10 protein-coding genes are annotated in these 15340 nt (G+C 65.2%); 2 read left to right on the top strand and 8 right to left on the bottom strand.

Features of this window, described 5'->3' with window-relative positions:
- The 8 genes from PKE71_RS12280 to PKE71_RS12245 all read right to left on the bottom strand — a co-directional run bounded on the left by PKE71_RS12280 (position 1) and on the right by PKE71_RS12245 (position 12268).
- Entirely contained in the window at positions 1-519 is a 519-nt protein-coding gene (locus tag PKE71_RS12280) for a GspH/FimT family pseudopilin (protein ID WP_271187275.1), read from the bottom strand.
- Positions 519-974 carry a type II secretion system major pseudopilin GspG gene (gspG, locus tag PKE71_RS12275; protein WP_271187274.1) on the bottom strand — a complete coding sequence of 152 codons (456 nt, stop codon included), beginning with the start codon at positions 972-974 and terminating at the stop codon, positions 519-521. The genes PKE71_RS12280 and gspG overlap by 1 nt, the downstream gene beginning before the upstream one ends.
- 10 nt (positions 975-984) lie before the next feature.
- Positions 985-2223, bottom strand: coding sequence for a type II secretion system inner membrane protein GspF (gspF, locus tag PKE71_RS12270; protein WP_271187273.1), 1239 nt, complete (start codon positions 2221-2223; stop codon positions 985-987).
- Positions 2210-3727, bottom strand: coding sequence for a type II secretion system ATPase GspE (gene gspE, locus PKE71_RS12265; protein WP_271187272.1), 1518 nt, complete (start codon positions 3725-3727; stop codon positions 2210-2212). Before gspE ends, gspF begins: the two co-directional genes overlap by 14 nt.
- Complete coding sequence (gene gspD / locus PKE71_RS12260; protein ID WP_271187271.1) at positions 3717-5675, bottom strand: type II secretion system secretin GspD; 1959 nt, start codon at positions 5673-5675, stop codon at positions 3717-3719. Before gspD ends, gspE begins: the two co-directional genes overlap by 11 nt.
- Positions 5675-6505: a type II secretion system protein N gene (locus tag PKE71_RS12255; protein ID WP_271187270.1), complete on the bottom strand. Its 831-nt coding sequence runs from the start codon at positions 6503-6505 to the stop codon at positions 5675-5677. Before PKE71_RS12255 ends, gspD begins: the two co-directional genes overlap by 1 nt.
- Before the next feature lie 193 nt (positions 6506-6698).
- Positions 6699-9374, bottom strand: coding sequence for a TonB-dependent receptor domain-containing protein (locus PKE71_RS12250; protein ID WP_271187269.1), 2676 nt, complete (start codon positions 9372-9374; stop codon positions 6699-6701).
- 77 nt (positions 9375-9451) lie between these two features.
- Complete coding sequence (locus tag PKE71_RS12245; RefSeq protein ID WP_271187268.1) at positions 9452-12268, bottom strand: hypothetical protein; 2817 nt, start codon at positions 12266-12268, stop codon at positions 9452-9454.
- A 568-nt stretch (positions 12269-12836) separates the two neighbouring features.
- Here PKE71_RS12245 and PKE71_RS12240 point away from each other — a divergent pair.
- Positions 12837-14090, top strand: coding sequence for a type III PLP-dependent enzyme (locus PKE71_RS12240; RefSeq protein ID WP_271187267.1), 1254 nt, complete (start codon positions 12837-12839; stop codon positions 14088-14090).
- Positions 14087-15133 carry a 1,9-bis(guanidino)-5-aza-nonane synthase gene (locus PKE71_RS12235; protein ID WP_271187266.1) on the top strand — a complete coding sequence of 349 codons (1047 nt, stop codon included), beginning with the start codon at positions 14087-14089 and terminating at the stop codon, positions 15131-15133. Before PKE71_RS12240 ends, PKE71_RS12235 begins: the two co-directional genes overlap by 4 nt.
- Positions 15134-15340: the final 207 nt, after the last annotated feature.

Below are 15340 nucleotides of genomic sequence, written 5' to 3'. Positions count from 1 at the left end.
TCAGCCCCGCGCCGTGCGTTCGATCCGGCCGGCCGCCTGCCAGTCCAGTTCGATCTCGGCACCGTCATCGGCCGACAGGCGCAGGCGAAAGGGTTCGGTCATGCCGGCCGGGTCGAACCAGATCGCCGGGTAGAGCGCGGCACGGGCCGCCGCCTCGGGCGCGACCGGCCGCGTCTCCTCGGCCCGCAGGCGCAGCGCGCCGTCAAAGCGGTATTCCGTCAGCGTGGGATGATCGCGCACCGGCCACCAGCGCCCGTCGACCAGGCGGTAGAAGGCATAGCCTTCGCCCGCCCCCTCGACCGCCAGCCCCACCGGCGCGCCGGACGCAATCGCCTCGGCCTCGGCCTGGTTGAGCCGCGCGGCGAGACGGTCGGCCTCGCGCTCGATCGCCGGCCCGCCCGGCGTGATCGACAGCGTCACCGCAAAGGCGACAATCGCCAGGATCGAGATCCCCACCAGGATCTCGATCAGCGACACGCCGGCTTCGCGGCTGGACGTATGGGCGGGCCCGGCCGTCATCAGCCCTGCCAGTTACCGATATCGGCGTCGAGTTCCTCGCCGCCCTCGCGGCCGTCCCGGCCCAGCGACCAGATGTCGAGCATGCCGTGCTGGCCCGGATAGGCGTACTGGTAGGGATTGCCCCAGGGATCGTCCGGCAGGCGGCGCACATAGCCACCCTCGCGATAATTCTCCGCCCCGCGCGGCGCCTCGACCAGCGCCTGCAGCCCGTCCTCGGTCGAGGGATATTCACGCATGTCGAGCCGGTAGGCATCGAGCGCCTGTTCCAGCGTGGCGATATCGGTGCGGGCCTTCTGCACCATCGCCTGGTCCTGCGCGGGCAGGACATTGATCACCACGATCGTGGCCAGAAGGCCCAGAATGGTGATCGAGATCATGATCTCCAGCAGGGAGAAACCGGCCTCGCGGTCTTCCTGCGTGTCCTCAATCGTGTGAGGGGCCGAACGGGTCTGCATCGACGTCTCCCTAGCCAAGAGCCAAAGTGTTGAGTTGCAGGATGGGCAGCAGGATCGACAGCACGATCATCACCACCACCACACCCAGGACGAGAATGATGCCGGGTTCCAGAAGGTTGAGGCCGACAGTGATGGCCCCGTCGATCTCCTGGTCCATCTGGTCGGCGGAACGGCGGAACATCTCCCCCAGCGCGCCGGAGCGTTCGCCGGCCGCGACCATGAACAGCATCAGGGCGGGGAAGCGGCCGCGGGAGGACAGCGCGTCCGACAGGCCGCGTCCGCTTTCCACATCGGTAACGACCTGGCCGATCCGCTTGCGGATGGCGAGATTGCCGGTCGCGCGCGCCGCAGCCCGCAGGGCATCCGGCAGCACGGCGCCACTTTCGATCAGGATGCCCATCGTGCGGGCAAACCGCGCCGCCTCGGCCTTGCGCAGGAAGGCGCCGAGCAGGGGCAGCCGCACCATGAGCCCGTCAAACGCGGTGCGCACCGGCGCCTGGCGCAGCGCCAGCGCAGCACCGGCGACGAGGATGACGAGGGCCGCGACGATAAACGGCCAGCCGGCCTGCAACGCGCCCGACAGGCCGATCATGATCCGGGTCAAGAGCGGCAGCGCCATCCCCATGCCGGTGAATTGTTCGGCGATGCGCGGCACGACGAACGTCATCAGCATCGTCACCACGCCCATGGCGACCACGGTGAGCACGGCCGGATAGACCAGTGCGCCGGTGATCCGGTTGCGCACCGCCTGTTCCTTTTCCAGATAGTCGGCCAGCCGTTCGAGCACATGGCCCAGACCGCCCGCCCCCTCGCCCGCCGCGATCATGGCGCGGTAGACGGCCGGGAAGGATTTGGGGAAACCGTCCATCGCGACCGACAGGCGGTCGCCTTCGGAGACGCGGGCGCGCACCGCCATCAGCACGCGCTGCATGTTGTGGCGGCCGCCCTGGCGGGCCAGCAGGCCCAGCGATTCGGCGATCGGCATGCCGGCACCGATCAGACTGGCGAGCTGGCGTGTGACCAGCATGAGTTCGCGGCTGGAGATATCCTGACGGCGCAACCGGTCCACCACGGATGTCCGGTCGCCTGCCGCCGCAGCCGCGCGCCGGCCATCGGCCGAGCGCACGGAGAGCGGCGCCATCGAACGGCCGCGCAGTTCGCGCCGGGCTGCCAGCTCGCTGTCCGCGGTGATCAGGCCTTTCGACTTTTTCCCACGGGCATCCAGCGCTTCATACTCAAACGCCGGCATGTCGCTCCCCTTCCTCGCGGCTGACGCGCAGGACTTCGGACAGGCTGGTCGTGCCGGCCAGGACCAGATCGACGCCATTCTGGAACAGCGTCTTGCGGCGGGCGAAGGCGTGGGCCGCCATCTCGCTCTCGCGGGCATCGTCGTGGATCTGCTTGCGCAGCGTGTCGTCGACAACGACGATCTCGTAGACCCCGGTGCGGCCGTCATAGCCGGTCTGCTTGCAGTGCGAGCAGCCCGCCGGGCGGTGCAGCGTCACATCGCTGCGGCCTGCCAGACCCAGCAGCTCCAGCTCGGCCGCGTCCGGCGTATAGGCCTCACGGCAATGCGTACACAGGCGGCGCACCAGGCGCTGGGCGACAATCGCCGACAGGGTCGAGGCCAGAAGATAGCTCTCCACGCCCATATCGCGCAGGCGGGCAATAGCGGCGACGGCGGAATTGGTGTGCACCGTGGACAGGACGAGGTGGCCAGTCAGGCTGGCCTGGACGGCGATCTGGGCGGTCTCCGCATCGCGGATCTCGCCGACCATGACGATGTCCGGATCCTGGCGGAGAATGGCGCGCAGACCGGCCGCGAACGTCATGCCGACCTTGGCGTTGACCTGGGTCTGGCCGATCCCGTCGATGGCGTATTCCACAGGGTCCTCGACGGTGAGGATGTTGCGGGTTTCCTCGTTGAGGAGGTTGAGCCCCGCATAGAGCGTGGTGGTCTTGCCCGCGCCGGTCGGACCAGTGACGAGGATGATGCCATTGGGCTGGGCCAGCGCCTTCTTCATGTCGGTCAACATGGCCTGGGGCATGCCCAGATCATCGAGGCGGAAGCGGGCCTGGGAATTGTCCAGCAGGCGCAGCACGACGCGTTCGCCATGGCGCGACGGCAGGGTGGAGACGCGCACATCGATCGACTTGCCGCCCAGGGCAATCGTCAGACGTCCATCCTGCGGCACGCGCTTTTCGGCGATATCCAGCCGCGCCATCACCTTGATCCGGCTGACCAGAGGCGGCGCCAGACGCGGCGAGACTGAGACTGTCTCATGGAGCACGCCATCGACACGGTAGCGGATGGAGACGCGGTCCTCGAAGGGCTCGACATGGATGTCCGACGCCGCCGTGCGCACGGCCTCGGCGATCATGCCATTGATCAGGCGGATGATCGGTGCGTCGGATGCGCTGTCCAGCAAGTCCTCGGTCTTGGGGATCTCGTCGATCAGCCGGGACAGGCTTTCGCCGTCTGCCGCATCGGCGTCCGCACTGTCAGCCCCCAGGCCGGCATAGGCATAGATATCCGACAGGGCCTGGTCGAACCGGCCGGCATCGCACTCGACAACGGGATGCGTGGCCCCGACCACGCGCCGCACTTCCAGCAGCGCCCGGCGGTCACCCCCCTGACGCAACAGGAAGGCCGGCTCGGCACCGGGCCGGTAGGCGACGCCCTTCTGGCGGGCGAAGGCATAGGTGACCGGGCTGGCCTCGCGGGCCGGGCTGGTATCCGCCTCACTCGCCATCGTCGGCGCTGCCCTGTGGCATGTCGATCATCATCATCTCGACGATGGATTCCAGCGAACTCGCACCCTGCGGATCATTGGCGATCTGCTGGCCGCGGATATAGCCGTAGCGATTGTCGGTCACCGCGCGCATGTCCGCCTCGTCGCGGATGATGGTCGGGCGGATGAAGACCATGAGATTGGTGCGGCGGCGTTCGGTGCCTTCGGAGCGGAAGAGACGGCCGACACCCGGCACGCGGGACAGGCCCGGCACGCCGGTCACCGAATCCTCGTCTTCCTGCTGGATCAGCCCGCCCAGCACGATGATCTCGCCATTATCCGCCAGCACCGTCGTCTGGATCTCGCGCTTGTTGGTGATCAGATCGGTCGTGTCGTCATTGACGGTGCCCGCGACCGAGGAGACTTCCTGCTCGATCAGGAGGCGGATCGTATTGCCCTCGGTGATCTGCGGACGCACATGCAGGCGCACGCCGACTTCCTGGCGCTGCACAGTGCGGAACGGGTTGGAATTGCCGTCGCCGAGCACTTCGCCGGTCGTGACGGGAATTTCCTGGCCGGACAGGAAGGACGCTTCCTCATTGTCCATCGCCAGGATGGAAGGCGTCGCCAGGACGTTGGAATTGCGGTCGCTCTCCACCGCGTTCAGCACCAGGCCGAACAGGGTGCCATCACCATTCTGTCCGCCGAAGCCGATCGTGCCGCCCGTGGCACCGAGCAGCGAGTTGAGGGCTGCCTGACGCAGATCGTCATTGAAGTCGCTGTCATCCTCGCCGGGCGAGGTGATCGCCCCGGTCAGGGCCAGAAGATCCGGTGTGTTCGAGCCGAAGCGGGTCATCGCCAGGGGCGCATCGCCCTCGCCGCCGGCCAGCAGCATCTGCACGCCCAGCTCGTCGGCGACCGTGTCGGACATCTCCACCACGATACCCTCGACCAGCACTTGCGGACGGCGGATATCGAGCTGGCGGATCACCAGTTCCAGCTCGCGCTGGATGTCCGGGTCGGCATTGACCACCACGGCATTGGTCGGCGCGTGATAGGAGACGGACGGACGCCGGGCCATGGTCTCGTCATCGGCCATGGTCTCGACCACCTGCTGCAGGATCGGCAGCAGATCCTCGCCATCGGCATGGCTGAGATAGATCACCCGGAAGCCCTGGTTCGAGCGGCTGACGCCGTCGACCCGCCGGATCAGCGACATCATCTCGGCCACCGCCTCGCGATTGCCGCGCAGCACGATCGTGTTGGAGGCCGGGATCGGCGCCACCGTGACGCCGAAGGCCATATCGTCTTCGCCGGACGTGTTGCGGGTGCGGATCGTCTCGATGATCCGCGCCATCTCGCCGGCCGACACATTGGACAGTTCGACCATCTCGACCACCGAGGTATCGCGATCCAGGTCGCGCAGGACCTGGCGGATACGCGCGACATTCTCGGCATAGTCGACGATGACCAGCGCATTGCCGCCCTCGGCCGCGTTGACGAAACCGTTCGGACTGACCATCGGCCGCACCACGGTCAGCGCGTCGCGCGTGCCGGCATGGGTCAGGCGCACCACGGCAGTGACATACTGGTCGCCGCGCAGATTGGAATTGACCGGGCTGGAGGTGCGCGCACCGGCCTGTTCGGGAATGATCTGGTAGGCGCCCGAGGCGGTCGGCACGACGGCAAAGCCGTGCACCCGCATGGTCGACAGGAAGACCTGGAAATACTGGTCCGGCGTCAGCGGCGCCTGCGAGGTGATGGTCACCCGGCCGCGCACATTGGGATCGACGATGAAGGTATAGCCGGTCACCGACGACACATCGTCGATCACGGCCTGGATCTCGGCCTGGTTGAAATTGACCACGCTGCCCTGGCCGCCGGACTGGGCAGAAGCGGCAACCGGCGCCATCGCAGACAGGGCGAGCGCCAGGAGGCCCGCAATCAGTCGGTTCACGAAATCGGTCATCACGGCAGGTCCACTTGAAGGGTCAGGGGCAGGCCGCCCCGATTGATCGACAGGGTGAAACCGTCCTCTTCGCGCAGACGGCGGAAGAGAGCGGGAAGATCGGAGATATCGGCGGCGGAGCGGCCATCGACGGCCGTGATCACATCGCCATTGCGCAGGCCGGTCGCCGACAGGAGGGCCGGGCTGGCCTCGCTGACGCGATAGCCGGTCAGACGGTTGCCCTCACGCACCGGCTCGGCATGGAACAGGCCCGCGACAGACTGGCCGCCAGCAGCGGCGGGCGCCCCGGCCGCGCGCGGCATGTCCTCGTCACGCAGGAAGAGCGATTCGGCGATGCCGCGGCGGCGGATCAGGACATGGTCGACATGCACTTCCTCCAGCGTCACGCCATCGAGGACTTCGGCACCGACGCCAAAGAAGCTCTGGCGGCCGCCGGGGATCTGGATGATGGCGCCGCCGGTCTCGGGCGTTGCGCCGCGGCGGATGCCGCGCAGGGTGAGATCGAGGCTGGTTTCCTGGATGGTTGCCGCAACGGGCGTCGCATCGACAGGGCCGGCACGCCGGTCGGCGAACAGGTCGGTTTCAGCCAGTTGATCGAGGTCGGCCTGGTAGGCCGGGGCGCCGCCGAAGCGCGGGCCGGCACCGGCCGGATCCTGCTGGAAGTCGGTCGCGCTGGCGCCGAAGGCGATGAGCCAGATCAGGCGTGCGGCGATATAGGTCAGGCCGGCGAGCAGGACGAGTTCGGCCAGGGCGAGCACGGTCGCGAGACCGCGCGGAAGGCGCGATCGCCCTCCCCGTCCGGCCGGCAGTGATTGCGACTGATGCGTCACGATGATTGCCTGTCCCTTCGGTCGCCATCCGCTTCGAACCGGCGTCCGGCGCCCGTCCGGGGCGCGCCGTATCGAAGCTTCGGATATCCGCTCCCCGATACACGTGGCGTACGTCAGTTTTACGACGTTTCGGGATTAATCGTCGGATGAATGCAGACGGGCGGACCCGAAGGTCCGCCCGCCCGAATGCGTATTACCAGCTGCGGCTGACACTGACGCTGAAGGACGTACCCACTTCATAGGTGTCCACAGGCAGTTCCACGCCGCCGGCATTCTGGGTCGCCTCGTAGTCGTCGCCCAGGATGTTCCGGATCGAGAAGCCGAAATCCCAGTCGTTTCCGCCCAGGTCGAGCGTGCGCGAGTAGACGAGGTCCAGCGACGACGGCACCTGCTCGACGATCTCCGGGAGATTGTCGGACAGGTTGGCCACGGCCCGCGAGCGTTCGCCTGTGTAGTTGTACAGGATCGCGCCGCGCGCCCGGCCGTCGAAGGTTTCGAAGCCGAGCTGGACGTTGAACAAGTGCTCGGACTGACCTTGCAGCGCCCGCCCGTCATCGACGAAGCCGGCCGCATCCAGCACGATCGCCTGCGGCTGCCCGAAAGCACCCTGGGCGATCGTCACCGTACCGTCGGCCGAAACTTCCGACTGGATGTAGGTGTAGTTCGTCTTGATGAACCATTCCCGGTCGTTGAAGAAGGGACGGTCCCAGCGGCTGGAGAGGTCGAACACCTTCTCGAACTCGAACTCGGCGCCCGTGAGCTCCGCTTCCGGTGCGTTGATGAAGGAGGTGTTCAGCCCGTCGCCGATCGGAACGATGTATTCCTCGATCGGGTTTTCCAGGATCTTGTGGAACGCACCGACGGTCACGAACTGGTCACGGCCGAAATAATATTCCAGACGTGCATCGTAGCTCTCGATCTCGGTGTTCACGAGGAACGGATTGCCGAGGAAGCGCTGGTCGGTATCGGTGTTGAAGAACTCGGCGAAGGCCAGTTCGCGGAATTGCGGCCGGGCGATCGACTGGGAATAGCCGGTGCGCAGCTGCAGATTGTCGGCGAAGGTCCAGGTCAGCGTCACCGCCGGCAGGACATAGTCCTCCTGGATCTGTGTCTCCACCGCACCCGTATCGGCCGGATTGGCCGGGAAGGCGAAGGTGTCGACGCTCTGTTCGCCGTCCTCGAAGCGGGCACCGATGGCCGCGCGGACAAAGTCGGTCAGGGCGATGTCAGCACCGGCATACCAGGCCTCGACGTCCAGCTCGCCGCGATAGGCTTCCGGAAGCGTCAGACCGCCCGTTTCGATGAGACGCAGGCGTTCGTCGGTGATGTTCTGGGCTGCAAAGATGTAGTCGATACGGCTGTCCAGAAGATCGGCGGGCACGCCCTGGGAGCCGGGCGTGAACGAGAAGCGGCGCGACCAGGCATCGCGTTCGCGGCTCGTCATCGAGTAGCCGGCCGTGAGTTCGAGATCGAACGAGCCCAGCTGGACGGGCAGGGCAAAGTCGACGCCGTAGTCCGAGGTGTTGTCCTCGATCTCGGAGAAGCTCGTCGAATTGCCGTTGGTGGTCGCATCGTACTGGTAGTGATCGACACCGAAGGCATAGCGGGCCCGGCGCTGGTAGGGCGCGTCCCGGTTGGCCGTGGCATCGGACACCCGCCAGTCGACGGCCAGATCGCCGAGCGATTCGAACACGTGCTCGCCCGACAGCTGGTTGAAGATCACCTGGCGCTCGAACCACTCGGTCGAGTCGTTGCGGAAGACGCCGCTCGAACCGGCGTTGAACTCTTCCTGTATCCGGGCCTCTTTCGAGGTCGAACGCAGGACCATGCTCAGTAAGTTTATCGAGTGGTCGTTGTAGAAGTCGACGCCGAGCGAGACCATGCCCGAAACGTCGATCCGGTTCTCGGTGCCGAAATAGTTGTCGATACCCTCGCCCACCGGGGCAAGACCCGAGCGGTCTTCCGACGGCGGACCGTTCTCGTAGCCCAGTTCGCCGCCGGCGCCGATGGCGCCCTTGCCACGCTGGCCTTCGCGGGTTTCCCACTCGTTGGCGTAGGAGAAGGCGCCGAGAATGCCGAAGGAGAAGTTGTCGAAGTCGAAGCGATTGCCGGCCTCGACGGAGAATTCCCCATTGGCGTCGGTGTCGAGGTTCTGCACGACCCAGAGTTCGGAATTGACCAGCGAGCGGCCGATTTCCTGCTGCTGCTCGGCCGGCAGATTATTACCGATCCGGGTGGTCTCGAAGATCGCCGCCATCGGCGAGGGCAGGTCGCGCAGACCGTCGTCATAGCCCAGCCAGTCCGTATCCGAACCGTCATAGGTGATGCCGCGATTGCCGGTCGTGACCGTGTCGAAACTGCCGCCGACCGAGACGGTCAGGAAGCGGTCGTCCGGCAGGGTGGCCGTCTCGATGCCGATCACGCCGCCGCCGAACTCGCCGGGGAATCGCGGCGAGAAGGTCTTCTGCACCAGAACGCTGGACAGAACGTTGGTCGGCAGGATGTCCAGCGGCGCCGCACGGCGGAAGGGCTCCGGCGAGGGCATCGGCGAACCGTTGAGGAGCGTGTTGGAATAGCGCTCGTTGAGACCGCGCACGACGACGAAGCGTCCCTGCGTGGTCGACAGGCCGGTGACCCGGACCAGGGCGGCAGCGAGGTCGTCGTCGCCGGTGGTTTCAAGGTCGTCGATCGAGAGCCCTGCAGAGACTTCCGAGGTGACGCGGCGGTCATCCGGAATGTACTGGAAGCGGACCTCGATCACGTCTTCGGGTTCGGACGTCGTCTGAGCGTCCTGCGCGAAGGCGGCTACCGGGACCAGCGTGGTCGACGCCAGTAACGCAGCCGAAAGCGCATATCGTTTGGTTTGCATTTTCATCACCATTTGACTGCGATGGAACATCGCTCTTGCCCGGCCGGCTCAAAGCCGGCCGGGTTGAGGCATGCGCGTTACTGGGGAACGTAGGTCCAGCCCTGGTACCAGGTGTCGTTCGCGTCCTCGACGGCGCCGACATAATCGACATCGACGAACCAGGGATCGATCGCGTTCACGTCGGTCGCGGCTACGGCCTGCTCGGTCGCCCCCGGAACCACACCGGTCGAGCCGGCGAAGAAGGCGAAACCGCCCATCGTGTTCGTGATCGTGTCGTTGTTGGCCTGACCCAGGAACCAGGTCGAGATGTCGACCGGGTCGGAAGCGTCTTCCTTGAAGTTGGTCACGCAATCGAGAACCGTCGACTGGAAGACCAGGTCTTCGTCGCCGGCGGCGCCGGAAGCGCCGATGCGGTCGAAGGTCTCGGTCTGGTCGATGTTCAGGCAGGCATTACCGAAATCGATGACGATACCGTTGTAGAACTCACCGGCCGTGCCTTCGCGGATCAGCATGCCTTCGTCGGAGTCGTTCGAACCGGTGCCGTTGCGGCGGCCGATCAGGGTGAAGTTCGAGATCGTCGGGTTCGAACGCGGCAGCAGCGTGTTGTTCGACGAACGGTTGTCGAATTCCCAGCCCTGGTCGCCAGACGGACCCTGGCGAACCAGCACATATTGCGCCCGGCCCTGCCAGCCGTCGGTGTAGTCCATCGAGTCGTCGGAATTGCCGGTCAGAACGACGTGGCGCAGATCCACGGCACCGCCGAACATCTCGATACCGTCGTCGGCATTGTTGTGGACCTGGATGTAGTCGACTTCGGTGCCGGAGCCGATGCCCTGGAAGGCGATGCCGTTCAGCTCGTCCTCATTGTTCACCTTGAAGCCGGCGAAACGGACTTGGGTGTAGAAGATATTGCCCGAGTCGTCGGCCGGATTGGCGCCGCCGAACAGGCCCGAAGAGCCTTCGCCCGACTTTTCGCAATCCACCGTACCGCCGGCAGCGGTGCCATCGATACAGGCATTGATCGGCGCACGGCCATTGATCACAAGACCGCCCCACAGGCCGATATCGGCGATGCCGACCGTGCCTTCGACATCGTCGCGGGCCGTGAAGACGACCGGCGCAGTGCGGGTGCCGTTGGAGCGGATCGTCGAGCCGCGGGCCACCACGATATAGTCGGAGCCGGCGGAACCGAAGACGGTCACGCCCGGGTCGATGCGCAGCTCGGCCTCGATGCCGGAAGGCAGCGGGCTGGCCGCATCGGCGCCGCGGTCGACGCCGACAAAGACCGGACCGACGAGTTCGTAGATCGAACCGCGGGTCAGGTGCACGTCGGTCGTGATATTGCCGGTGATCTGGCAGACGCGCTGACCGTCAATGGTCTCTGCCGATTCCGTGGTGCCCGCCGGGCAGCCCGGATCTTCGAACAGATCGTAGGTCCAGCCCGCAGCCCAGTTCGAGGCGTCGGTCTCGTCGGCGGCGAAGGCGCCGATATAATCCGTGGTCTCGAACCAGGGATCGATCGCATTCACGTCGGTCGCGGTCACGGCCAGTTCAACCGGGCCCGGGAACACGCCGGAGAGCGAGTTGTCGACAGTGTCGTTGTTGGCCTGACCCAGGAACCAGGTCGAGATGTCGACCGGGTCGGAAGCGTCTTCCTTGAAGTTAGTCACGCAATCGAGAACCGTCGACTGGAAGACCAGATCTTCATCGCCGGCCGCGCCCGATGCGCCGATGCGATTGAAGGTCTCGGTCTGGTCGATGTTCAGGCAGGCATTACCGAAATCGATGACGATACCGTTGTAGAACTCACCGGCCGTGCCTTCGCGGATCAGCATGCCTTCGTCGGAGTCGTTCGACCCCGTGCCGTTGCGATTGCCGATCAGGGTGAAGTTGGAGATCATCGGGTTGGAACGCGGCAGCAGCGTGTTGTTCGACGAACGGTTGTCGAATTCCCAGCCCTGGTCGCCGGACGGACCCTGGCGAACCAGCACATATTGCGCGCGGCCCTGCCAGCCATCGGTGTAATCCATCGAGTCGTCGTCATTGCCGGTCAGCACCATGTGGCGCAGATCGACCGTGCCGCCGAACATCTCGATGCCGTCGTCCGAATTGTTGTGCACCTGGACGAAATTGACGTCCGTGCCGGAACCGACGCCCTGGAAGGCGATGCCGTTCAGCTCGTCCTCATTGTTCACCTTGAAGCCGGCGAAACGGACCTGGACATAGTTGAGCGTGCCGGAATTGTCGGCCGGATCGGCGCCGCCGAACAGGCCCGAAGAGCCCTCGCCCGACTTTTCGCAATCGGCAGAACCGCCGACCGCCGTGGCATCGATACAGGCATTGATCGGCGCGAAACCGTTGATCACCAGGCCGCCCCAGAGACCCTTGTCGTTTTCGCCGGCGTTACCTTCGATGTCAGCGCGTGCGGTAAAGACGATCGGCGAGTCGGCGGTACCGGCCGCTTCGATGCGCGAACCGCGCGCGACCACCAGATAGTCGCCACCGGAGGCGCCGAACAGGGTCGCACCCGGCTCGATCGTCAGGGTGGCGGAGGCGCCGCCATCGACGCCGACGAAGACCGGACCCGTGATGATCACGCCAGCGTTCGCGGCGATCGTCGTGTTGGTCGTGATATTGCCGGTGATTTCACAGGCATTGATGGTGATGTCGCCATTGGTGACGGAGGTTTCGCGGATCGAACCCGTACCGCAGCCACCGGCCGGGATCAGATCGATCGTCTGACCGGCGGGCGGCGGGTTGCCGCCGCCATCGCCCGGAGGCGTGCCCGGGTTTTCGGCACCCGGAGAGGAAATGGACGTATCCGCGCACGCTGCAAAGAACGCGCAGGACGTGGTCACAAGCAGGAGCTTGCGGAAATTGTGCTTCACCGACATGGAAGACCCCCAAGAGGAATGAATCTCGACCACGGTGGCGCCGGCGGATCCGGCCCAGCCGCTTGGAGCGGGGATAAACATCAGCTTTGTAACGGCTGAATGACAAAGCGCCGGTCCGGCCACCCGCAAAACCCGCCGCAGGATCACCAAGGGTGGGGATTCCGGCCCGGGACACCCACTAGATACTGGCCATGCAAGGGATTTCACGCCGGTGGCAAATCCGCCACATCGGAAGAATTCGAAATTGAAATTTTTGCGACAATCCGCAGCATGACACTTGTTTGACGGAATTCACGCCTGCGATGACTGGAATCGCCCAAATCGATAACAGGCGAATATTGGTTTCTATACGGATCACATGGAGCGACGGTTGCACTTCCGGCGCCAAGCCGCAACACTAAGGTCTCGTTCAGCAACCGAAGGGGCCCTGAAATGACCCCCGACATGACAAAGTGCGTCCGAGGCAGAATTCGTGCTTTACACAGCCCGTATTTGACTTTAATCGCGCACCTCCCGGCGGAGGCGACGATGCCGGATTGGGTTAACTGCCAACAGGGGGTCACGTGAATTGCACACGTACCATACTCCCCTGGACCTGGTCCGCTCACGGCACGTAGAAAGCCCGGTCGTCTGCGCACGTCCGGATCGCGTTGCACAAGCGAGCCACTGGTTCCAGGAAAACTTTCCGGGCGAAGTCCTCTACGCGGTGAAGGCGAATCCCAGCCCGTGGATTCTCGACGTGTTGTATGCCAACGGCACGCGCTTCTTCGACGTCGCTTCGATTCCGGAAATCCAGCTCGTCCGCGAACGGTGCCCCGAGGCCCGCATGGCCTTCCTGCACCCGGTAAAAAGCCGCGAGTCGATCCGGCGCGCCTATTATGAATTCGGCGTGCGCATCTTCGCTCTCGATTGCGAGGCGGAGATGGCCAAGATCGTCGAGGAGACGAACCACGCCGACGATCTCATCCTGATCGTGCGCCTGGCCGTGTCGAATGACGGTGCGATGTTCTCGCTGGCCGGCAAGTTCGGCGTGCCCGCCTATGAGGCGTCCGACCTGATCCGCAAGGCGCGGGCCCACGCCTGGGAGCTCGGTGTGAGTTTCCATGTCGGCAGCCAGTGCATGCAGCCCTCCGCCTATCGCTCGGCCATGATGGAGGCTTCGCGCCTCATCGCCCAGGCCGGCGTGACGGTCGACATCGTCGATGTCGGCGGCGGCTTCCCCTCGATCTATCCGGGCATGACCCCGCCGCCGATGGACGACTATATCTCGTCCATCGAGGACGCGTTCGAGGAGATGATGGTGCTGGAGAATGCCGACCTCTGGTGCGAGCCGGGCCGGGCCCTGGTCGCCGAGGCGGAAAGCGTTCTCACGCGGGTCGAACTGGTCAAGGGCGACGCCCTCTACCTCAATGACGGCGCCTATGGCCGCCTGTTCGACGCGGCGCACGCCAAATGGCCCTTCCCGGTGCGCCTGCACCGCCGCAAGGCCGACGGACCTGCCGGCGAAACCGGCGGCGAGACCGCATCCTTCCGCCTCTACGGCCCGACCTGCGATTCGATGGACGCCATTCCCGGCCCCTTCGACCTGCCGGCCGACATCGCCGAGGGCGACATCATCGAGATCGGCATGCTCGGCGCCTACGGCACCGCGCTGGCGACGAATTTCAACGGGTTCGGTGCCATCGAATACGTAACGGTCGAGGACATGCCCTGGCCGTCCATGTTCGAGGTTCAACCCGACAAGGCCGACGACAGCGAAGCGACGGTCATTTCCTTCGCCCGCGCCCGCCGGCGCCGGCCCAAACTCAGGAGACGCGCATGACCGATATGTCGAACCGGAAGGCGGAACTTCTCGCCAACCCGATCCATCATATCGACATCACCGAATTCGACGGCCGCGAGCTGATCGACAGCTGGGAGAAGATGTCCTTCACCTCGCGCGATGCCGCGCGCGCCGCCCGCATCCTGCAGGCTGCCGTCGCCGATCCGGACTGCTCGGTGATCCTCACCCTGGCCGGCTCCACCTCGGCCGGCGGCTGCATGCATGTCTGGCGTGACATGGTGCGTCACAACATGGTCGACGCCATCGTGTCGACCGGCGCCTCCATCGTCGACATGGACTTCTTCGAGGCCCTGGGCTTCAAGCACTACCAGGCCCGCGAGATCCCGGACGACCGCGAGCTGCGCGATCTCTATATCGACCGCATCTACGACACCTATATCGACGAGGAAGAACTGCAGGCGTGCGATCACGTCACGCAGGAAATCGCCGACATGCTCGAGCCGGGACCGCGCTCCTCGCGCTCCTACATCAAGGCGATGGGCAAATGGCTGTCCGAAGGCAATGCCAAGAAGCAGGGCTCGCTCGTCCAGGAATGCTATGAGCACGGCGTGCCGATCTTCTGCCCGGCCTTCTCCGACTGCTCCGCCGGTTTCGGCCTGGTGAAGCACCAGGTGGAACGCATGAAGGCGAACAAGCCCTATCTGTCGATCGACAGTGTGGCCGACTTCCGCGAGCTGACCGACATCAAGATCAAGGCCGGCACCACCGGCCTGTTCATGGTCGGCGGCGGCGTGCCGAAGAATTTCGCCCAGGACACGGTCGTGTGCGCGGAAATCCTCGGCGAAGAGGTGCCCATGCACGCCTATGCCGTCCAGATCACCGTCGCCGACGTGCGCGACGGCGCCTGCTCCTCCTCCACCCTCAAGGAAGCCTGTTCCTGGGGCAAGGTGGACGTGGCCCTGGAACAGATGGTCTACGCGGAAGCCTCCACCGTGGCCCCGGTCATCGTCTCCGACGTCTACCACCGCCGCGCCTGGGAAAACCGCCCGCGGCACCGCTATGGCGACATGTTCAAGGACTAGGGTCCAAGGGCATTGCTGGAATGAAGAAGCCCCGGTGCGCTGCGCCGGGGCTTTTTTTCTTCTCCCCCTGTCACCGCGGTGTTCGTCCAGCCGGGATGACAATGAAGTGCGTGAAAGCGCAAAACCTGAACACCCCTTCTCCCCGGCCGGGGAGAAGGTGGGCGGAGCCCGGATGAGGGGCGGCCGCGGCAGCGGCCCACTTGAAGC

Source organism: Maricaulis virginensis (assembly GCF_027922185.1).
Classification (GTDB): domain Bacteria; phylum Pseudomonadota; class Alphaproteobacteria; order Caulobacterales; family Maricaulaceae; genus Maricaulis; species Maricaulis virginensis.
Note: the sequence above shows the minus strand (reverse complement) of the source record. Positions and strands in the feature narration are given on the sequence as shown.